The sequence below is a fragment of the uncultured Ilumatobacter sp. genome (assembly GCF_963980585.1).
GTDB lineage: Bacteria > Actinomycetota > Acidimicrobiia > Acidimicrobiales > Ilumatobacteraceae > Ilumatobacter_A.
The window spans coordinates 46,570-65,868 of the sequence record NZ_CAXCAM010000015.1 but is presented as its reverse complement, the minus strand read 5'-3'; the positions used below and the strand labels follow the sequence as shown (position 1 = coordinate 65,868).

At 63.3% G+C, this 19,299-nt stretch carries 21 protein-coding genes; 7 read left to right on the top strand and 14 right to left on the bottom strand.

Annotated features, from left to right (window positions below; translation table 11 throughout):
- Positions 1-97: 97 nt before the first annotated feature.
- The 6 genes from ACH2DW_RS07005 to ACH2DW_RS06980 form a co-directional block, all read right to left on the bottom strand.
- Positions 98-1,141: a YibE/F family protein gene (locus ACH2DW_RS07005; protein ID WP_394929010.1), complete on the bottom strand. Its 1,044-nt coding sequence runs from the start codon at positions 1,139-1,141 to the stop codon at positions 98-100.
- 234 nt (positions 1,142-1,375) lie between these two features.
- Positions 1,376-1,831 (bottom strand): hypothetical protein, encoded by a 456-nt coding sequence (locus tag ACH2DW_RS07000; RefSeq protein WP_394929009.1) that lies wholly within the window; start codon positions 1,829-1,831, stop codon positions 1,376-1,378.
- 91 nt (positions 1,832-1,922) lie between these two features.
- Positions 1,923-2,141, bottom strand: a complete 219-nt coding sequence (locus ACH2DW_RS06995) for a hypothetical protein (protein ID WP_394929008.1) — start codon at positions 2,139-2,141, stop codon at positions 1,923-1,925.
- Between the two features lie 84 nt (positions 2,142-2,225).
- On the bottom strand, positions 2,226-3,248 hold the full coding sequence (selD, locus tag ACH2DW_RS06990; protein WP_394929014.1) for a selenide, water dikinase SelD: 1,023 nt from the start codon (positions 3,246-3,248) through the stop codon (positions 2,226-2,228).
- A gap of 83 nt (positions 3,249-3,331) precedes the next feature.
- Complete coding sequence (locus ACH2DW_RS06985; RefSeq protein ID WP_394929007.1) at positions 3,332-3,871, bottom strand: glycine cleavage system protein R; 540 nt, start codon at positions 3,869-3,871, stop codon at positions 3,332-3,334.
- A gap of 72 nt (positions 3,872-3,943) precedes the next feature.
- Entirely contained in the window at positions 3,944-4,984 is a 1,041-nt protein-coding gene (locus ACH2DW_RS06980; RefSeq protein WP_394929006.1) for a TIGR03857 family LLM class F420-dependent oxidoreductase, read from the bottom strand.
- A gap of 152 nt (positions 4,985-5,136) precedes the next feature.
- Here ACH2DW_RS06980 and ACH2DW_RS06975 point away from each other — a divergent pair, with 152 nt between their 5' ends.
- The gene (locus tag ACH2DW_RS06975; RefSeq protein WP_394929005.1) at positions 5,137-5,799 is read left to right on the top strand and encodes a VOC family protein; all 663 of its coding nucleotides are present in this window, start codon (positions 5,137-5,139) and stop codon (positions 5,797-5,799) included.
- Positions 5,800-5,828: 29 nt separating this feature from the next.
- Here the strand turns inward: ACH2DW_RS06975 and ACH2DW_RS06970 are convergent, their stop codons facing one another.
- From ACH2DW_RS06970 to ACH2DW_RS06955, 4 genes are all read right to left on the bottom strand, one after another.
- Complete coding sequence (locus ACH2DW_RS06970) at positions 5,829-6,149, bottom strand: AzlD domain-containing protein (RefSeq protein ID WP_394929004.1); 321 nt, start codon at positions 6,147-6,149, stop codon at positions 5,829-5,831.
- Positions 6,146-6,901, bottom strand: coding sequence for an AzlC family ABC transporter permease (locus ACH2DW_RS06965; RefSeq protein WP_394929003.1), 756 nt, complete (start codon positions 6,899-6,901; stop codon positions 6,146-6,148). Before ACH2DW_RS06965 ends, ACH2DW_RS06970 begins: the two co-directional genes overlap by 4 nt.
- Before the next feature lie 133 nt (positions 6,902-7,034).
- Entirely contained in the window at positions 7,035-7,307 is a 273-nt protein-coding gene (locus tag ACH2DW_RS06960; RefSeq protein WP_394929002.1) for a hypothetical protein, read from the bottom strand.
- Between the two features lie 111 nt (positions 7,308-7,418).
- Positions 7,419-8,330, bottom strand: a complete 912-nt coding sequence (locus ACH2DW_RS06955) for a LysR substrate-binding domain-containing protein (protein WP_394929001.1) — start codon at positions 8,328-8,330, stop codon at positions 7,419-7,421.
- A 70-nt stretch (positions 8,331-8,400) separates the two neighbouring features.
- Between ACH2DW_RS06955 and ACH2DW_RS06950 the strand changes: the two genes are divergently transcribed.
- From ACH2DW_RS06950 to ACH2DW_RS06935, 4 genes are read left to right on the top strand one after another with little or no spacing between them, the layout of a single operon-like run.
- Positions 8,401-9,600, top strand: coding sequence for a TauD/TfdA family dioxygenase (locus tag ACH2DW_RS06950; RefSeq protein ID WP_394929000.1), 1,200 nt, complete (start codon positions 8,401-8,403; stop codon positions 9,598-9,600).
- Positions 9,597-10,232, top strand: a complete 636-nt coding sequence (locus ACH2DW_RS06945; protein WP_394928999.1) for an HD domain-containing protein — start codon at positions 9,597-9,599, stop codon at positions 10,230-10,232. Before ACH2DW_RS06950 ends, ACH2DW_RS06945 begins: the two co-directional genes overlap by 4 nt.
- Positions 10,229-11,215 (top strand): NAD(P)-dependent oxidoreductase, encoded by a 987-nt coding sequence (locus ACH2DW_RS06940; RefSeq protein WP_394928998.1) that lies wholly within the window; start codon positions 10,229-10,231, stop codon positions 11,213-11,215. The genes ACH2DW_RS06945 and ACH2DW_RS06940 overlap by 4 nt, the downstream gene beginning before the upstream one ends.
- Positions 11,212-12,225, top strand: coding sequence for a hypothetical protein (locus ACH2DW_RS06935; RefSeq protein ID WP_394928997.1), 1,014 nt, complete (start codon positions 11,212-11,214; stop codon positions 12,223-12,225). The genes ACH2DW_RS06940 and ACH2DW_RS06935 overlap by 4 nt, the downstream gene beginning before the upstream one ends.
- Here ACH2DW_RS06935 and ACH2DW_RS06930 read toward each other — a convergent pair.
- Positions 12,219-13,922 (bottom strand): alkyl sulfatase dimerization domain-containing protein, encoded by a 1,704-nt coding sequence (locus ACH2DW_RS06930; RefSeq protein ID WP_394928996.1) that lies wholly within the window; start codon positions 13,920-13,922, stop codon positions 12,219-12,221. The two genes, ACH2DW_RS06935 and ACH2DW_RS06930, sit on opposite strands and share 7 nt — an antisense overlap.
- A gap of 43 nt (positions 13,923-13,965) precedes the next feature.
- On the opposite strand from ACH2DW_RS06930, the gene ACH2DW_RS06925 reads away from it, so the two are divergent.
- Complete coding sequence (locus ACH2DW_RS06925) at positions 13,966-14,955, top strand: SDR family NAD(P)-dependent oxidoreductase (RefSeq protein ID WP_394928995.1); 990 nt, start codon at positions 13,966-13,968, stop codon at positions 14,953-14,955.
- 57 nt (positions 14,956-15,012) lie between these two features.
- Here the strand turns inward: ACH2DW_RS06925 and ACH2DW_RS06920 are convergent, their stop codons facing one another.
- The 3 genes from ACH2DW_RS06920 to ACH2DW_RS06910 form a co-directional block, all read right to left on the bottom strand.
- A complete protein-coding gene (locus ACH2DW_RS06920; protein ID WP_394929013.1) occupies positions 15,013-15,924 on the bottom strand; it encodes a DUF4157 domain-containing protein in 912 nt (303 codons plus the stop codon).
- 592 nt (positions 15,925-16,516) lie between these two features.
- Positions 16,517-17,200 carry a prolyl hydroxylase family protein gene (locus ACH2DW_RS06915; protein ID WP_394928994.1) on the bottom strand — a complete coding sequence of 228 codons (684 nt, stop codon included), beginning with the start codon at positions 17,198-17,200 and terminating at the stop codon, positions 16,517-16,519.
- Between the two features lie 40 nt (positions 17,201-17,240).
- Complete coding sequence (locus tag ACH2DW_RS06910; protein ID WP_394928993.1) at positions 17,241-18,074, bottom strand: SDR family oxidoreductase; 834 nt, start codon at positions 18,072-18,074, stop codon at positions 17,241-17,243.
- Positions 18,075-18,152: 78 nt separating this feature from the next.
- On the opposite strand from ACH2DW_RS06910, the gene ACH2DW_RS06905 reads away from it, so the two are divergent.
- The gene (locus ACH2DW_RS06905) at positions 18,153-19,271 is read left to right on the top strand and encodes a DUF2855 family protein (RefSeq protein ID WP_394928992.1); all 1,119 of its coding nucleotides are present in this window, start codon (positions 18,153-18,155) and stop codon (positions 19,269-19,271) included.
- Positions 19,272-19,299: the final 28 nt, after the last annotated feature.

Below are 19,299 nucleotides of genomic sequence, written 5' to 3'. Positions count from 1 at the left end.
GACCGAACGCACAGCAGCTGAAAACATGGTCGGATTGCAGACTCTGACCGGTCGCGGAACACGTGACGGAATCACTCTCCATCGACAAACGGCTCAGTCACATAACTGGATCAGCAGCTGGGGTCGCGGTCTCGTCAGCGCCGAGAGTGACGACGTGGGCAGCCAGGTAGGTACTGATTGGAACCGCGGATACGAGACCGATTGAGCCGACGAGAGCGCGGACGACCTCGACGGCAACGATCTCCCGAGTCGCAACCGATCCGATTGTTTGGCCCGCTTGGCGGAAAAGCAGGAGGAGCGGGAGAGAGGCGCCGACGTACGCAAGGAAGAGCGTGTTGACCGTGGAGGAGATGTGATCCCGCCCGATCCGGACACCGCGTTGGTAGAGCTCGTTGACACTCGCGTGCGGCGCGGCGCGTTTGAGCTCGAGTACGGCAGAGACCTGCGTGACAGTGACATCATCGAGCACCCCGAGCGAGCCGATGAGGATGCCGGCGAGGAGCAGTCCTCGCGGATCGATCGATGCGCCGAGTACGTCCAGGTAGCCAACGGACTCGTCTGCCAACCCGGTGAGATTTGACCACCAAACGAAGAGCAGCGCCAGCAGTCCCGTCACGCCGAGCGCGGCGAGAGTCGAGAGCAGTGCGACAGCTGTCGAGACGTCGAAACCATGGGCGAGAAAGAGCGCAACAAACGCGATCACGCTGGCGGTGACCAGCGCGACCGCCACGCTGTTCGAACCGGCAAGAAGCGCCGGGAGCGCGAACGCTCCGATGATCAGCAGGCTCACAACGAGCCCGGCGAGTGCCCCGACTCCGCGCCACCCGCCGAATGCCACGATGACCGCAACGAATACCAGCAACAGCAACAGCAGCGGCGTGCTGCGCTCGAAGTCGAAGAAACTCACCACCACCGAGCCATCACCCAGTCGGTCGATCACCACCAAGATGGTGTCGCCGTCGCTGATCGTGGTCTCCAGCGGCTGATCCAACACCAGTCGCTCGTCGGCGAAGTCGCCCTCCCTCGGCATGATCGTGAAGGTGTAGCAACCGAGCAGCGGGTCATATGAGCAGGGCACGAAGCTGCGATCGACGACGTTGGCGGTCACAGGATCGGATTCCGCGGCCACGAGGCCTGGCACCTCGCTCGTTCCTCTCGGCCACATCACGATTAACATGATCGTCGTGGTGATTGCGGCCACAGTGACCACAGCCCAAACCGTTCGGGCCACCCGGCGGCCGACCTTCAACGACACGGTGCTGGTGTGTGAATGCGTCACCCGACAATGTTCGCAGGAGAATTGTCCAATCGCGCGTCACTATGAATTGTTATTGGCAACTCGGTGGCGGGTGCTCCACATCGTCAAAGTGGTCAATCATCGTGGACGGTAGATCTCTTCGATCACCACCCTGTGGCGACTGGCAATGACCTTGCGCTTCATCTTCAACGTTGGTGTGAGCTCGTTGGTCTCGATGGTGAAGTCGCTGGACAGGATGCGGAACTCGCGGATGCTCTCTGCGCGGCTGACCCGCTCGTTCGCAGCTTCGATCGCAGTGGAAATCTCCTGGCGAAGCGTCTCGCGGTCGTCTTCGAGCAGCTCTCGTGTTAGGTCGCTTTGAGCAAAGGCCCGAGCACCGTTGTCCTCGGCCCACTTCGCGAGTTCATCGACGTCGAGCGTAACGATCGCGGCAATGAACGGCTGCTGATCACCAATGACTATGACCTGGCTGACGAGGCGATGCGATCGAACTGCATCTTGGAGAACAGCAGGGGCCATGTTCTTGCCAACGGCAGTCACGATAAATTCCTTCTTGCGCCCGGTGATCCTCACGAAGCCTTGGGTCGGGCAGCCCGTGTGAACTGCGGTCGCCTCGCAATCGACGACCGGCACCTCCGTTGTTTCCGCTATCGCGGACCGATGTTCATGTAGCGGTCGGCACGAACGACGTCAGCGGCGAGTCGTGGCCGTTGGCGTGGATACTTGGTGAGCCGTAGAATCGGTGGTGTTGGGTGGCCTGATCGGTGTCGACGATCGGGCGGCGGATGATGAGACCGGCGCGTTCCTCGGCGAGCGTTTCGAGGTGGGCGCTCGCTGCTCGCCAGCTCGGACAGTCTTCGAAGTAGAGCAACGTGACGTCCATCCGGCCAGAGTACGCACGTCTGGGTGCTGGCCTGTGCCGAGACGAGACCAATGGCGGCTTCGGTGAGCTTTGAGCTGGTGTGATTCAGCGCAGGATGATGCCAGGGGTGCCAGCCCGAGCGACGCCGATATGGGCGGCGGTGTGGCCGGTGGCGGCAAGCTCGGCGAGGATGCTCGACGTTGCCCTGGGATCGACACCGAAGACAAGGCCACCGGAGGTCTGGGCATCGGCGACGAGAAGTTGGTGCACTTCGTCGTGGTCGCCAGCATCGAGGAACTCGGCGCCCCATTCGAGGTTGCGTCGGCTTCCGCCGGGCATCACGCCAGAGACAGCGTGAGCGATGGCGCCAGGCAGAAAGGGGATTGCGTCGAACTCGACGGTGACCGACACCTTCGATTCGAGTGCCATGCGGCCGAGATGGCCGAGTAGTCCGAAGCCGGTGACGTCGGTGGCGCCGGTGGCGCCCGCTTCGACGGCGAGTCGAGCCCCGATGTCGTTGAGTCGCACCATCGACGCAACTGCTTCGTGAGCTTCGGTTTCGCTTGCGGCGCCGGACTTGATGGCGGTGGTGAGGATGCCGACGCCGAGAGGTTTGGTGAGGATGACGTCGTCGCCCGGGCGCAGTCCGCTGTTGCGAAGGATCCGGTCAGGATGCACCATGCCGGTGACCGACATTCCGTACTTCGGTTCCGGATCATCGATGGTGTGGCCGCCAACGATGGCGAAGCCTGCTGCTGACGCAATGTCTTGGCCGCCCGCCAACAGTTCGGAGAGCAACTCGGTGGGCAGCTCGTCCTTGTTCCAGCCAACAAGGTTGAGCGCGAAGAGGGGTCGACCGCCCATGGCATAGACGTCGCTGACGCTGTTGGCGGCGGCCACTCGACCCCACGTGCGCGCGTCGTCGACCACCGGTGTGATGAAGTCCGCCGTCGACACGATCGCCTGGTCTGCGTCGATCTGCCACACGGCAGCGTCGTCGCCGGTGTCGGTCCCGACGAGGAGTTCGTCGGGATGTTCAGATTTCAGATGGCGCACCACGTGCGCCAACTCGCCGGGAGCGAGTTTGCAGCCTCAACCGGCGCCGTGGCTGAACTGCGTCAGTCTGATGCGGTCCCGTGTGTTGTCGTCGTTCACTCTTGCCTCCCCTCTGCTGTCGTCGGTTGGTCGGTTGGTCGGTTGGTCGGTTGGATTCAACCTGCTGATGTCGGTGATGATTCCCCGAATTCCAGATCGACCATCATCTCGTTCGCGATGTCTTCGAGGGCATCGCGCAGGCCGTCTTCGTCAAGGCCGGGCGGGATACGGAGCGTGGCGCGAGCGTGGAACAGCGGCTCGGCCGACATCGGCGCCGACGTTGTGTCGGTCTCGAGCTCCAGGATGCTCACGTCGCGACTGGCGAGAGCGGCGGAGATCTCACGGATGATTCCGGGCCGATCCTGTCCGACGAGCTGCAGGCTCATCAGCGATGAGTCGGTCTCCTCGTTGGTCGTGGACGCAATGGCGACCTGTACATCGAGCAGACCCTGCGCGTTCAACGCGTCAAGACTTGCCGTGAGCCCCGCCACCCGATCGTCAGGAACCGAGACGACGACGAGACCAGCGAACTGGCCGGCCACGCGGGCCATGTGGCTGCGATCCCAGCTGCCGCCGTGCGTCGCGATTGGTTCGGCGAGCGCATCGACCAGCCCGGATTTGTCGTTGCCGATGACGGTGAGAACGAGCGTGGCCATGATCCAAGTGTCGCAGGTGCACAGCCGGAGCAGGACATCTCTGCCTGCGATGCCGTGGTCAGGCGGTGACGGTCAGTTCACGAACTGGAGGATCGGTGCGAGTTCGGTGGGCGTCGCGCCGTGCATGATCACGGCATCGGCACCGAGATCGATCTGCCGACGCACGGCGGTCGCGCATGCGCTCGTGCTGCCGGTCGCGGCCGGAGCGAGCCACTCGTCGGGGAACAGCGTGGCGATGTGCTCGAGTTGCTCCGTTGTGGCAATGGCATCGATCGCTCCACCGATGTTCGACACCATCTCGTCCGCTCGGAACGCGTCGAGAACGGCTGGGTCCCACCGGTTGGTTGACACCATCAGGTCGCCGTATGCCTGGAGATAGGTGGCGAGTCGCCCGACGGTCTTCTTCAATCGCAGCGGCTCATCGATGTGGTCGCCAACGGTCGCGTAGCAGGACCACACACGAACCGACGCCGGGTCGCGACCGGCCCGCTCGGCTGCATCCTTCACCGTCGCGACGCATCGCTGCAACGTTTCGTCGGTGAAGAAGGTGTGCAGAATCACGTTGTCGAAAAGGCGGCCGCCCAACTTCAGGGTGTTTGGGCCAAACGCGACGATCGAAAGTGGAATGTCCTCGTCGAAGGTGGGGTCGAGCCGCAGAACCGGGTAGCTGCCGATCGGGCCATCATGACCGATCACGGTCTCGCCTTTCCACAACCGGCGCATGACGATGGCGAAGTCCTCCATCTGGGCTGTCGTGATCGGCGGGATGCCGAATGCCTTGAACATCGGTGCGATACCGCGACCAATTCCGAGCGAGAAACGCCCGCCGGTGAGGCGGTGCATCGTGGTGGCATACGACGCCGTGACGATCGGGTGTCGAGTGTTGTGGTTGGTCGCGCCCGTGATGATGTCGATGCTGTGCGACACGGCGCCGGCAGCGCCCGACAGCGTGGCCGCCTCCTTGATATTGAAGCGCTCGGAGATGAACGCGGTGCCGAGGCCGAGTCGTTCGGCTTCGATGACCTCGTCGATGAGATCACGCGGCGACTCGGGAGCCCCGGCCAGCGTGTAGAAGCCGAGATTCGGGTGCTTCGGTGCGGGGAAAGCGGACATGGGGCGAACGTACTGTGCCGCCTCCTGGTCGCTGGGGTCGGTCTTCGGGTCGGCTGGACATCGCTGATTCGGTCAAGATGTGCAGATGCCCACCCGATGATGATGTGGTTCCTCGGGAACGGTCGTCAACTCAACCAGCAGGAGACCCTCTGATGTTCCGCCTTCGCCAAGTCGCCCTCGTGGCCCACGACCTCGACGCCGTTGTCGGCCAACTGTGCGAGACGTTCGGTCTCTCGATCTGTTTCCATGACCCGGGCGTCGCCGAGTTTGGTCTCCACAATGCGCTGATGGTCATCGGCGACCAGTTCTTGGAGGTCGTGTCACCGACCGAAGACGGCACGACCGCCGGTCGGCTGCTCGAAAAGCGCCAGGGTGATGGTGGCTACATGGCGATCTACGAGTGTGACGACCTTGACGACCGGATGGCGCACCTCGCCGAGCACGATGTCCGCGTCGTGTGGGCAGGGGACTTCCCGACGATTCGTGGCAGGCATCTCCATCCTCGCGACGTCGGTGGAGCCTTGGTGTCGATCGATCAACCCGTGCCGAACGGCAGCTGGACCTGGGCAGGCCCGAGCTGGGAAGCGCACCGCGACGATCCTGTGGTTGTCGGAATCGCCGGTGTCACCGTCGGAGCCGCCGACGTCGCTGCAATGGCGTCGCGTTGGAGTGAGCTCGACATCGACCGAGCTGTGGATTTCGCCCAAGCGGGGGAGCGCGGCGAAGGCATTGACGGGGTTGACCTCGTCGCCACCGATCGTTCACGCCGCGGCGAGACGCACGACATCTGCGGCGTCACCTTTCGCCTGGTTTGAGTGACGTCTGGTCCCGACCCCGAAGTAACTCAGAGGGCGGTGAGGATCCAGAGAGCCACCATGCCTGCGGCGAGCGTCCACAGGAGGTTCTTGCGCCACACGGCCACGCCACACGCAACTGCCAATGCCGCTATCTCGGCTCCGACGATCGTGACGCCGGACCCGCCTCCGCCGCTGACGGCGAGGTTGACCGTGAGGGCTGCCAGCACCGCCGGGCCGACGTTCTGCAGAGCCCGCTCAATCGCCGGTGGGAATGTGCGGTCGCCAAAGAGCAGAATCACGCTGCCTCGGAACAGATACGTGCCGAGAGCACAGACCGCAAGGACAAGAGCTGCAGCCCCGTGGCTCATGCCTTCTCAGTCCTCTGCTCGGGGGCATTGCGCCCGGTCAGCCATTGGTCGACAACCGCGCCGGCGAGGACGCCGGTGATCGCACCGACCAAGATGCCGAGTCGATCTGACAACCCTGCTGCCAGTAGCGAGACCAGTCCGCCGACGAGTGCAGCGACACCTGCTGGCACGCGCTTGATGGCAAACAACGTCAAACCAGCGAACATCACGACGGGCGCGAAGTCGAGCTGCCACGACTCAGGGATGACTGGGCCAGCCACCATGCCCAAGGGCACAGCGAGGTTCCAGATCGTGAAGAAGAAGATGCCGAACGTGAGGTAGTAGCGACGGAACGATGCGGGCGGGTCGTCCGTGTGCAACATCGCGACGGCGGAGAGCTGGTCGACCATCACGAACGGTGCCAGCCGCCGCATCCAGCCTGGCTGGTGGCGAAACGAAGGAGCCAATGCAGCGCTGTACATCACGTGGCGACTGTTGATCACGAGGACAGCAGAGATGATTGCCCACAGCGATGCGGTACCGGCAATGGTGACCATCGTCAGTTGTGCAGCGCCCGCGAAGATCAGCGGCGACGTCAACCACGCGGCCCACAGCGGCATCTCCGACTCGGTCATAGCGAGCCCGAGGACGAAGCCAAACGGAATCGCCGGGATCACCAGCGGGAGCGCATCGGAAAGCGCAGTTCGGTCTGGACTGAACCGGCGCCGGGCTGGTCCCGAGTCGCCCGTGACAGATGGTTGGCTGCTGGACATCGCCGTGCACGGTAGGCCCACGGAGCGCCGTGCGCACGTTCAGTGAGCTCGAGACTGCTGGCCTTGCTCCCGGGCCACCGAGGTCCTGCAGCGACTCACCTCGCACTTGGTGGCGCGGCTGGGCACGAGCGGCTCAGCCGCTGGCTTCCTCAGCGGGTGCGAGCTGACCAATGAGTGGCTGAAGTACTGACCACATCGCTCGATAGATCTCGCTGCGTTCGAGTTCGAGATCGACCTTGATGACATCATCGACGGCGTCGTCTCCGAGCTCACCCCGCGCGAGATCGAGGATCGCGTCGATTTGCTCACGCGAGAAACGCGACCTGCCATCACGCGAGCATGCCGCAACTGCTTGGACCGCCAGGCGATGTTCCCCGTGTTGTTGGACCAGTCGCGCAAAGACCAAGCCGAGCCGGTTGAAGTCGCCCTTCAGAACAGGACCGAGGCGGCGAACGGCGGCGAGCTGATGCTGATCACTGCGAGGACGTGCGAGTCGCGATGGCTCGACTCGCGGCCGTCACTCATTGACCAACTCGTCCAGCCAGTCACGCAAAGATGAGAGCGCGTCCCCGGTCCGGCGCGTTGGCCAGGTCAGCTGGTAGTCGCGATGTGATGTCGCGACTGGGCCGACGATGCACAGCAGATCGTCAGCGATGAGATCTTCGACGAGCTTGCTCCACCCGAGCGCAATGCCACGTCCAGCAAGCGCCTGCTGGAGCACGGTGGGGTAGTTGTTGAACTCGACCCGTCGACGGCCGGGGGTGAGTGACAAGTCGAACGACTGGAGCCAGTCGGTCCACGACATCCATGGTCGGTCGGTTGCGTCCATGTGCAGGAGCGGCGCGGCGAGGACCTCCTTGGCGCTGCTGTGTTCATCCAGGTTGAGTTCAGCGGCCAGTGCGGGGGTCGCAACAGGCATCACCTGCTCAGCAAACAGCGGCGTTGTGTCGTAGCCGGTCCAAGTGGCGTTGCTGACGCGCACGGCAGCATCGAAATGACTGTCGTTCAGTTCGCTTTCGCGGTCGTACAGCCACAGTCGCAGGTCGCGGTCCCCGAGTGCTCGTTGGAGCGAGTCGAGTCGTGGCACGACGAGCTGTTGCGCGAAGCCGGGCGGCATGGCCAGGACGAAGATGTCATCGGCGTCAGTGATGTCGCTGATGGCATGTTCGAGCAACGTGAACGCGTTGTCAACTGCGGCCGCCAGTGCATGGCCCGGGCCAGACAGCGCGCTGCGATTCGTGTGCCGAATGAACAATTCGACGCCGAGCGACTGTTCGAGCCCTTGGATCTGGCGGGTGACAGCCGGTTGCGCAAGACCGAGTTCGCGTCCGGCGGCCGAAAAACTGCCGTTGCGTGCAGCGGCGTCGAAGACAGCGAGGCGTTGGAGCCGGTCGATCGAGGAGACGAGTGGTCGCGGACGAAGTGCCATAACGTATGAGCATGGCAGATTAACCAAAGGACGACTGTGCAGAGGTCCAGGGGCTCGTCAGCATGATGGTGTGCACTTGAATGTTGTCGAATCATCAACCGCCGTGTCGGGTGCTGGTCCCGCCCGAGTCGATTTGTACTGCAGGGTCGACGGCGGTCGACTCGTCCTCGAACGGGAACGACGCACGGTCGTGCTGCATCCGCTGTGGGTGCGTGAGCGCTCAACATCGATCGGTGCCATCGACCGGAACAACGGGCAGCGCCTGACCGAACCTCTCGACCACGCAGCCGAACTCGCGGTTGTCGACGCAGCGGTCGTCGAGAGCTGCTCGCCATATGTCGACGTCACGTTCTCCGACAGGCATCGAATGCAACTGACCGAACGCGACATTGCTGACGCATTCGGGGACGACGATGCCGATGCACCACCTCGGCCCACACCGTGGAGTGGCGTCGACATCGATGCGCCGGTCATCGACTACGCAGCCCTGACGAACCTGGCGTCAACCGATGCTGTGATGGCAACGACGCTGGACAGTTTCTTCCGTCTCGGCTTCTTTCTGCTGCGTGGCACGCCGGCGATGCCGGATGCGCTGTATGAGATCGCCTCGCACTTCGGTCGAATCTCGGCGACGAACTTTGGAGACTTGTTCGATGTGCGGTCGGATCCGGTGCCGATCGACCTTGCGTACACGCCGGTCGCGCTCACCGCGCACACCGACCAGCCGTACCGCCGACCGGTACCCGGCATCCAGTTCCTGCACACCATCGCCAACGATGCCCCAGGCGGATCTTCGACCGTCGTCGACGGCCTCGCCGCTGTACAGGCTCTGTCGGTCGCCGACCCCGAAGCGTTCGAGGTGCTCAGCACGTTGCCGATCGAATTCCGCTACGACATCGGGACCGACGTGAAGATTGCGCGTGCGCCGCTGATCGAGTTGCACCCTGATGGCTCGCTGCGTGAACTGCGCTATTCGCCGCGACTCGACTTCGCCCCCGCCGCGGACCCGGCAGTGCTCGATATCTACTATCGCGGCCGCCGGTGGCTGGCCGCGCAGTTGAACAGCCCGAGTCGGCAGATCAACATTCGCATGGAGGCGGGCGACGCCCTCGTGGTCGACAACCATCGTGTGCTGCATGGACGGACGTCGTTCGATCCAACTCGGGGTCATCGCCACCTGCAAGGGTGCTATATCGACCATGACGGCCCCGAGACCAAGTGGCGTCTCGCCCGCCGTCGTCAGCACGCTCGACAGACAGGACACCAATGACGCCCCAACCGACGACCGCCGAACCGACAGCAGAGACACCATCCGGTGTCGTTTCCTTCACCGAGATGCAGCACGGCACAGCGGACGACTACGCACTGCTCGACGGCTTCGAGCGGCAGCACGCTGCAGGGTTGGCCGATCGGCTCCTTGGTGTGCTCGAGCGGCTCGATGATTCACTCGGCGGGTATCAAATCACGCGCCTCGAACATTCGCTGCAATCGGCAACGCGCGCCCGCTTGGCGGGCGCGGACATCGACTGGGTCGTTGCCGCCCTGCTGCACGACATCGGTGATGAGCTGGCCCCGTACAACCATGCCGAGTACGCCGCGAGTGTGCTGCGCCCTTATGTCCGCGAGGAAGTCGCCTGGGTGATCGAGCAACACGGTGTCTTCCAGAGCTACTACTTCGCCCACCACCTCGGGGGAGATCGCAACCGGCGCGACGAGTTCGCCGACCATCCATGGTTCGATCTGTGTGCCGCGTTCTGTGCCGAGTGGGATCAGAACTCGTTTGACCCGAACGTATCGATCCACGATCTCGCCTCGTTCGAAGCCGACGTGCGCGCGGTGTTCGCCCGAACTGCGTGGGACGCCGAAGTGACTGCCGCGGGTCCTGCGGAGCTCGTTTCATGACTGCCGTTGGTCCAGTTGATCCGGCAACCGTCCGAGTCGGATTCATCGGGTTGGGCAACGTCGGCGGGAAGCTCGCCGGGTCTCTTCTCCGCAACGGCATCGCCGTCGTCGCTCGCGACCTCGACACGGCCCTCGTTGACCACTTCGTCGCCCTCGGAGCCGTCGGGGCCGAAAGCCCGATGGCGGTGGCCGAGCAGTGCGATGTGGTCATCACCTGCCTGCCTTCGCCTGCGGCGTCTGCTGCGGTGATGGAAGCTGGCGACGGCGTCATTGCCGGTCTGCGACCAGGAACGGTGTGGATGGAGATGTCCACGACCGACTCGGCCGAGATCACACGGCTCGGCGCGTTGGTGGTTGCTGCGGGGGGCTCGGCCGTCGACTGTCCTGTTTCGGGAGGCTGTCACCGTGCAGCGACCGGCAATATCTCGATCTTCGCCGGAACCGACCGGCCGACGTTCGAGCGAGTACTACCGCTGCTCACCATCCTGGGTCGCCGGGTCCTGCATACCGGCGACCTTGGCTCGGCTTCGGTGCTGAAGGTGGCGACGAACTATCTCGCCACGGCAAACCTGATTGCCGTGACCGAAGCCCTGACCACGATGGCTGCAGCTGGCGTGGACCTCGCCACCACCTACGAGGCGTTCCGCATCTCGAGTGGCAACTCGTTCGTGCACGAGACCGAAGGGCAGGTGATCTTGAACGGTGGTCGGGACATCAGCTTCACGATGGATCTGGTGTTGAAGGACATCGGTCTCTTCCAGGACATCGCTGACGCGGCTGGTGTGCCGCTGGAGATGAACCCGATGATGATCGACATTTTCAGCGATGCTGCCGCCCGGTATGGCGATCGTGAATGGTCGCCAAATGTCATTCGGCGACTCGAAGATGCCACCGGCGTCGCGGTCACTGCGCCGGGGTTCCCCGACGAACTGTTCGACGACGAGCCGGAGGAGGCGGGAGCCGAAATCGTGGTGCGGCGATGAAGCTCACCCGACTGGGTGACGGTCCGATCGTCGGGCCCGAGACCCCCGTCCGGGGTGTCGGACCGCCGATCGGCGCCAACATTCAGGGCCCGTCGCTGATCCGCACGCCCGAATGGATCGACAACCCGCTCGGTGCCTACTCGCTCTACTTCGCCGATCACAAGGGTGGCTACATTCGCCTCGCTCATGCCGACACGGTGACCGGCCCGTGGACCGTCTTCGCCCCGGGCAGCCTGCAACTCACTGACAGCACGCTGATCACCGAGCCGCCCGAGGCAACACCCGAGCAGCTCAGGGAACTCGAAGCGCTCTACACCAAGCACCTCGGGGCGACGAAGGCATCGGTGGTCCTGGTGGACGCGACCACACCGCACATCGCTTCGCCGGACGTGCACATCGACACCGAGCACGAACGTGTCGTGATGTACTTCCACGGACTCGCTCGCCTCGGTGTGCAGCTCACCAAGCTCGCAACGTCAACGGATGGCATCAACTTCACAGGTCAGCCAGAGGTACTCGGGCGGCCCTACATGCGGGCATTCGAGCACGCTGGCATGACCTACGCGTTGGCGATGCCCGGCGTGATGTATCGCAGTGCTGATGGCCTGACCGGCTTTGAGGAGGGTCCCAGCCTGTTTGGGCCCGAGATGCGCCACTCTGCAGTGGTCGTGCGCGACCGCACACTGCACGTCTTCTGGACACGTGTGGGCGATGCCCCCGAATCGATCATGCGGACAACCATTGACCTCGACGGAGACTGGTCGACGTGGACCGCATCGGACCCTGAGATCGTGTTGCAACCGGAACACGACTGGGAAGGCGCTGGTGCTCCGCTCGAGCCGTCGGAGCGCAGCGTCGCCCATGGGCGCGTGAACCAGCTGCGCGACCCGGCAGTGTTCGATGACGTTGACGGCCGGAGCTACCTGCTTTATGCAGTGGCGGGGGAGTCCGGCATCGCGGTGGCCGAGATCGATTGGGAGGAGCGGTCAGCTCGTCGGCGTCATCACTGATGGAACGAGCGGTGCTCGAACCACGACAGGAATTCGGTAACGGCAGCGCTGTCGCTCGCGGTGGTCTCCGGCGCGGCGAGCACCCCCGTGAGGTCTGCCTTGTTTGCCATCAGCGCAGCCCACAGAGTGGTCGACGTCGAGAGCTGTAGTCCTTCGTCGGAACCGGTGGTCGGGACGGCCACACCGCGGCGAACATGTAGCCCGGCGCGGTCGCCGCTGACCTCGATGGTGAGTTGTTGGTCAACGTCACCGCACAGTGTTGGGTCGAGCATCACGCGAACCGTTGCCAAAACGTCCGCGACCTGGGCCTGTTCGACCTGCGCGAGAGAGAACCGGTGGGCATGAAAGCGGTCGGTGTCGGCAGTGCCATCGAGGTGGCGAGCGCGGACGAGGCACCAGTTGCGGATGTTCGCCGCGGTCGTCCGTCGGGCAACCATGCGCAAGAGGCCGGCGAGTTGGGCCCGATCATCGTGGTCGGCCGACTCAAGGCGGATGAGCCAGGTCGCCATTTCGATCGCCCAGCGGATGTCGTTCGATTCGGTGGCCTCGGCAATCTTGTCCCGGACGGCCTCGGCGCCGCCAAACCCGCCGACAAGCTTGGTCGCTCGCTCTGCCGGAGGGACGGGGAACAACGCAGCCTCGTCACCATCGAACCAGCCGCGCAGTCCGGCGTGGATCTGACGGACGTGGTGTTCGACGACGCCATAAAACTGTGTTTGGAGGTACGACTCGGCGTACAGATCCGGTAACTGCACGGCCTCGGTCAACTCGCCGAGGGTGAGGCCCTTGTTGATGCCGCGGACCGTCTGATCCCACATGAACTGGATGGCATCCCTGCTGCGGAGTACCTCGTTGGACACGGTGTCTGCGCCACTGAGCGGCGGGCCGTGTGCGCCCACCAGATGCTCCGCACCGAGCGTGGCGATGTGGTCGAGTCCGACCAAGAGACCGATTGGATCGCGATACTCCTCGCCACGAATAGGGAAAACGTTGAACAGGACCGGCCACACGATGTTGTTGACGCAGACCGACAGTTCGGGGAACCAGATCGTGATCGAATCGTCAGCGTCCGAAGGCGCGGGCGCCATCTCGACGGTGAGCCCTGCAATCGTTGCCGTGGTCGGCGCGTTCAAGGTGTCGGTCGGGTCGAGGAAGCCCTCGGTGAATGGAGCATGCTCGGCGTTGCGGAAGCTGAGCCCGAGACCAACGTTGACGAGAGCGTCAGGCCCCTCGGCCGGCAACGTGATACCGAACTGGTGCACGAGACCCGATCGCGCCACGGGACCAACTTCAGAGCTGTTGCGCCGACGGTTGCCCACCACCCCGCTGTGGCTCCAGATCGGAACGTCGCCGACCATGTCAATGACAGCCTGCGTTCCGCCGACGTAGTGAAAGTGCGTGTAGATCACCGCGACCACCGGTGTGTCTGTCTCGGCAGCGACGGCATCGAGCGCGAAACGCATCTCCTCGTTGCACTCGCCCGTGTCGATCGCGATCAGACCGCCCGGGCCCTTGACAAACGTCTGGTTGGACAGTCCGTTGCCGACCATGCACCAGACGCCATCGCGCACTTTCCACAGCTTGCGTTCGAAACGTTCGCCATGGTTGGCGCTGGCGCCGTGGATGAGGCCGCCATTGGCGGCTTCGACGGTGAGACCGTCATCTGGATGAAAGCTTGCGGGCAACGTCGGCGACATCGGAACATCATCGCATGCCGGCGATTCGCGCTACGTTCCCGAGATGACCGCTCAGCAACGCACTCCACAGCAAGCACTTGGCTCCGGATTCGGGATGCGCTCGACGCCATCGGAAGTCATTGCGGGCGCCGACCTTTCCGGCAAGCTCGCTGTTGTCACCGGGGGCTATTCGGGTCTCGGCCTCGAAACGACAAAAGGCCTCGCAGAAGCGGGCGCTGACGTCATCGTCCCCGCCCGCCGTCCCGATCATGCACGAGAAGTGCTGGCCGGACTGGGTGACACCGCAGGCACCATCACCGTCGACGAGATGGACCTGGGTGACGTCGCGAGCGCCGGCGGGTTTGGTCAGCGCATCGCCGACGGCGACCGGTCCGTCGACATCCTGATCAACAACGCCGCAATCATGGCGTGCCCCGAGACGCGGGTCGGCGACGGGTGGGAAGCGCAGTTCGCGACGAATCATCTCGGGCATTATGTGATGACCAACAAGATGTGGCCTGCCCTGGATGCCGACGGCGGTGCTCGAGTGGTCGCGCTGTCGTCGACCGGCCACAAGCTCTCTGATATTCGTTACGACGACATCCACTTCACGTCCGACTATGACAAGTGGATTGCCTACGGCCAGGCGAAGACCGCCAACTCTTTGTTCGCCGTCCACCTCGACGCCCTCGGCGCTGAACATGGCGTTCGCGCATTCGCCGTACACCCCGGGGGCATCATGACCGAGCTGCAGCGCCACCTTCCGAAAGAAGAGATGATTGCGATGGGCTGGATGGACGAGGCGGGCAACATCAACGAGTTGTTCAAAACACCTGAACAGGGAGCATCGACGTCGATCTTTGCTGCCACCTCACCACAGTTGGACGGAATGGGCGGTGTGTATTGCGAAGACGCCGACATCGCCAATCTCGAAGACCCCGATAACGCAATGGGCAGGTTCTTCGGCGTCAAGCCGTATGCCATCGACGCCGCCAACGCCGCCAAGCTGTGGGATGTGTCCGCCGCCGCCACCGGCGTCAACGCGTTCGTCTGAGGGTTGAGTGGTCGTCGTCGAGATGGCCAGCGACGCAGCACCGCCAACGCCGCTGGATCAGTTCCCCGTCCTGAACTCTGTGACGCGCTCGGGGGTGGGTCCCTGACGTCCGCCCTTTATCCAATTTGCCCATCCGTGGAGTTCCTGCATGGCATCTTCTGGAGCCATGATAGTGAAAGTTGAAGCCACGTATTGGTTGTAGATTTTTAGGAATGCAGCAACCGATGGGCTTTGACTGTACAGATACTGTGCACGCCAAAAGTTCGCTTCCGGCACGTATGCAGTTTTGGACCATGCCTCAAACGCTGCGGCGGCCTTGGGGTCCGTCGCGATCCGATTGGCGCGGTCGCTCTTTCTATCCGTACTTTGCCGTTCCTCACCGGGTTTTGGTGACAGAAACATTGGGTCGCCCAACGTCTGGGCTTCCGGCGAATTGATAAAGACGGGACCCGACATGGCGGAGTTTGTGAGCAATGCATACGTGTTCTTTCTCACGCTCGGCATGACTGCCCGGAAGATGTCATCAGCCGGGAACACTTGCCAATTTCCGCCCATGTCCTCCAAGCCCGGTTCGGCGTACTGTCCGTTGATCGAGACATTGGTCGGGCCGCTTATCTCGGAGCCTTTGGCGGGGGAGGCATCTTTTTTCTTTCCGCCAAAGAAGTTCGCGATCGAGTCCATGAAGCCACGCTGAACGACATCGGTATGACGCTGGATGCTGCCAGTCGATCGCTGCACTCGGCCGCCCTGTTGTACGGTGTGGGTCAGTTCGTGAGCGAGGAGATGTTGGCCTTCTCTCGATGAGGTATCAGGTGCGCCATCGCGAAAGTAGATGTCGCTGCCAACCGTGAACGCCTTGGCCTGAATTCGATCGTTCAACTCCGACGCCTTGGAACCTTCGTGAATCCGGATGTGCCCGAAGTCGGCTCCGAAGGCTCCCTCCATGCTGCTTCGAGCGTCAGCGCGCATCGCTCGGCCGCCGCCCCGCGTCGAGGTGATTTCCGCTTCTGTGTCCGAATCCAATGCCCCTCCGTCGACGCCGACCGTTGCGGACCGGCGAACCCGTCCGATTCGGGGCGCGCTTTCGACGGTCGCTGAAACGGACCTGGCTGTCGCTGAGCGCTGAGCGCGCGGACCCTCCGGAACTGCTGCCGCGCCTGCCGGTGCGGCCAATGACCGTACGACCTGATCCGCTACGGCGTCGGCTTCACGCTCATAGACGTCATCGGCAGGCCCAACGCTGAGCTTCGCCTGCACCACGGACTGACGACGCGTGGCCGCTGGAGCATGGCGCTGGACAGCTGCGGCCTTGCTCGGCTGCAGTTCGGCATCAACCTCGGAGCGCGTACGGCTCACCGACTGGCTGCGGGCAGCGTCTTTAAACATGCAGAAAGCCGACCACACCCAGGTCGCAGCTCAATGTTCTTCAGGTCGTTTGTTGGTAGCAATCCGGGCGTGCTGTGCCGGCTCAAGGCTGTGCGCAGGTTGCGTTCCCAGGCGTTCAAAATCGCTTCGAGGTACCGGCCACCTTGGGCGTTCGAGCCATCAGTGAGCGCCGTCCCTATCTACGTTTGCGACTGGAGCGTTTGCCGATCTGGCCTCGGGTCGTATTCGTGTCATATGGGAACTGCCGGAACCACAGGTTGCAGGCCCATTTTTGGCCACCCCACACAGGTGACCCGCCATGCAGCGAGTGGCGGTGGCGCGTCAAATCTTCGAGGTCGTTGTCGCCCACGTTGTGGAAGATCACCATGCGGCCGGGGCGGGCCTCGACTTCGAGGTCGAGCTTTGGAAAAATCGTGCCGCCGCCGTCCTCGACCTCGTTGAGGTACATCAGCGCGGTCACGAGCCGCTGGCCGCCCTTGGCGGTGCGCTGCTGTCCCTTCTCCGTCGTCATGTCGTACGCGTCGAAGTGTGGTTTGTACTCCTGGGTCTCCCCGTAGTGCACGACCTGCAGCGACTCAGCGTGCCGCACCGGAATGCCGACGAGGTTGCTCACTCGCTTGACCAAGCCCCGCACGATCGGTGTGTGGTCGTGTTTGACCCACGCCACCGAACCCGTCCGTCCGTCGCTGGTCTTTGCTGCACCGACGGCGCTGACCAGGGCAGTGTCGAGCTTGTCCGCAGTGAGCCGAATGATGTGGCTCCGCTCGGTCTCGGTGACGAAGTCATCGATCACCTGCACGAGCGGGTCGTCAGCAACTTGCTGGCCCAAGTGGTACGAGTCCTTCAACCGCATTGCCATGACGACATCATTTCATTTCGATCAGTCCGCTGCTTGCTGCTCAGAGCGTGGAGATGCCGCCGTCGACGGGAATGACGGTGCCGGTGGTGTAGGCGCTGGCTCGGCTGGACAAGAAGATCACGGTGCCGGCGATGTCTTGCGGCGTGCCCACCCGCTTGCGCGGGTTCGTGCCCTCAACCATGTTGCGGTTGTCCTCGTCGTCGAGCATGTAGGCCATCATCTTTGATGGGAACGGACCAGGAGCGATCGAGTTGAGCAGGATGTGCTCACCGACCAAGTGGGAGGCCATATGCCGCGTCATCATGTGAATGGCGGCCTTGGACGCCGAGTACGAGTAGTTGTCGCCGACCGGGACTCGGATGCCGTCGATCGATCCAATCATCACGACACGCGCCGGGTCCTCGTCCGAGGCGCCTGCTTTCAGCTGCGGGAGGAATGCCTGGGTCAGCATGAACGGCGCCTTGACGTTGATGTCCATTACCTTGTCGAAGCCCATCTCGGGGAATTCGCCGAGTGGAGCGCCCCACGCAGCTCCGGCGTTGTTGACCAGGATGTCGAGCTGGTTCTCGTTCTCAGAGAACGCACTGACCAGGGACGCAATACCGGCAGCAGTCGACATGTCGGCCGGAATCGAGATGCACTCGCCGTGTCCGGGCTCAGCCTGCGACAACTCTGCGGCCGCCGCATCACACTGTGCGGCTTTTCGCGCAGTGATGTAGACCTTCACGCCATTGGCAACCAGGCCGGCCGCGATCATGTAGCCGATGCCGCGCGAGCCTCCGGTGACTACGGCGACCTTGCCGGACAGACCGAACAGGCTCTTGAGATCGAGCGGCGCGTGGTCGGTGTTGCGGTAGTTGGCGTCTTGAGTCATGCCCCGGTTGTAGTCGGTTGACGCGCAGCAGCTCCAACCGGCTGACACCGTCGAACCGCGGTCTGTCATGCTGGAATGATGGATCACGCACTTCTCGTCGAACGCAAGGTCATCGGCACCACCAAGACCGTCGAGATGGCCGAACAGCCGCTCGATGAGAATCAGGTCCGGCTGCGTATCGATCGATTTGCCGTGACCGCCAACAACATCACCTACGCCGTGTTCGGTGACATGCTTGCGTACTGGGAATTCTTTCCCACCGAGCTGCCGTTCGGTCAGGTGCCGGCGATGGGCTGGGCCGAAGTCGTCGAGTCGAACAACCCCGACATCGCCGTTGGCGGTCGCTACTACGGATGGTTCCCCATGGCATCGACCACGGTCATCACCGCCACGTTGGTGAGCGACGGGTTCCGCGACGACGGTGCCCACCGGCAGCCGCACGCGCCGGTGTATCGCTCATACGTCGACACGAAGCGCGACGCGATGTACGACGCTGCCGACGACGGTGAAGACCGCCACGTGCTGCTCCGCGGGCTGTTCCTCACCGGCTACCTCGCCGAAGAGTTCTTTGCCGATTCTGGTGGCGGCACCGACAACGGCGAACCGGCCTACTTCGGCGCAACGCAGGTCGTCGTACTGTCCGCATCGTCGAAGACGGCAATCGGGTTTGCCCAGCGTGCTGCGGAACGTGGCGTCGCCAAGGTCATCGGACTGACTTCGGCTGGCAACGCTGACTTCGTGCGCGGCCTCGGCTACTACGACCAGGTCGTCACCTACGACGAGGTCGCCGACATCGATGCGTCTGTCGCAACAGTGTCCATCGACATGGCGGGCAATCCAACGGTGCTTGGATCGGTGCACACCCATCTTGGCGACCAGCTCAAGTATTCGATGACCGTCGGCCGCAGCCACCATGACGCGCCCGATGTCGATGCTGCAACTGCGGCTCAGTTGCCCGGCCCACAGCCAGAGCTGTTTTTTGCTCCGTCGGAGGTCGGTCGACGCTTGGAGCAGTGGGGACGCGAGGTGTACCAACAGCGATGCGCCGATGCGCTCACATCGTTCGTCGAAGGCAGCCGTACCTGGCTGTCGATCGACCACCGCACCGGCTCCGACGGAGCTGCAGCAGCGTGGGCCGACGTGCACGACGGCAACGTCGCACCGAGTGTTGGCGTCGTGGTGTTGCCGAACGCCTGACCGCCTGCCCGTTTCATCCCGAGGTAGA

Bases quoted from the DNA above. Each gene is read 5' to 3' on its own strand.
- ACH2DW_RS06995 (WP_394929008.1), bottom strand. From the start codon at position 2,141: ATGGACGTCACGTTGCTCTACTTCGAAGACTGTCCGAGCTGGCGAGCA.
- ACH2DW_RS06985 (WP_394929007.1), bottom strand. From the start codon at position 3,871: ATGGCCACGCTCGTTCTCACCGTCATCGGCAACGACAAATCCGGGCTG.
- ACH2DW_RS06980 (WP_394929006.1), bottom strand. From the start codon at position 4,984: ATGTCCGCTTTCCCCGCACCGAAGCACCCGAATCTCGGCTTCTACACG.
- ACH2DW_RS06975 (WP_394929005.1), top strand. From the start codon at position 5,137: ATGTTCCGCCTTCGCCAAGTCGCCCTCGTGGCCCACGACCTCGACGCC.
- ACH2DW_RS06970 (WP_394929004.1), bottom strand. From the start codon at position 6,149: ATGAGCCACGGGGCTGCAGCTCTTGTCCTTGCGGTCTGTGCTCTCGGC.
- ACH2DW_RS06965 (WP_394929003.1), bottom strand. From the start codon at position 6,901: ATGTCCAGCAGCCAACCATCTGTCACGGGCGACTCGGGACCAGCCCGG.
- ACH2DW_RS06955 (WP_394929001.1), bottom strand. From the start codon at position 8,330: ATGGCACTTCGTCCGCGACCACTCGTCTCCTCGATCGACCGGCTCCAA.
- ACH2DW_RS06945 (WP_394928999.1), top strand. From the start codon at position 9,597: ATGACGCCCCAACCGACGACCGCCGAACCGACAGCAGAGACACCATCC.
- ACH2DW_RS06940 (WP_394928998.1), top strand. From the start codon at position 10,229: ATGACTGCCGTTGGTCCAGTTGATCCGGCAACCGTCCGAGTCGGATTC.
- ACH2DW_RS06935 (WP_394928997.1), top strand. From the start codon at position 11,212: ATGAAGCTCACCCGACTGGGTGACGGTCCGATCGTCGGGCCCGAGACC.
- ACH2DW_RS06930 (WP_394928996.1), bottom strand. From the start codon at position 13,922: ATGTCGCCGACGTTGCCCGCAAGCTTTCATCCAGATGACGGTCTCACC.
- ACH2DW_RS06925 (WP_394928995.1), top strand. From the start codon at position 13,966: ATGACCGCTCAGCAACGCACTCCACAGCAAGCACTTGGCTCCGGATTC.
- ACH2DW_RS06920 (WP_394929013.1), bottom strand. From the start codon at position 15,924: ATGCGCGCTGACGCTCGAAGCAGCATGGAGGGAGCCTTCGGAGCCGAC.
- ACH2DW_RS06915 (WP_394928994.1), bottom strand. From the start codon at position 17,200: ATGGCAATGCGGTTGAAGGACTCGTACCACTTGGGCCAGCAAGTTGCT.
- ACH2DW_RS06910 (WP_394928993.1), bottom strand. From the start codon at position 18,074: ATGACTCAAGACGCCAACTACCGCAACACCGACCACGCGCCGCTCGAT.
- ACH2DW_RS06905 (WP_394928992.1), top strand. From the start codon at position 18,153: ATGGATCACGCACTTCTCGTCGAACGCAAGGTCATCGGCACCACCAAG.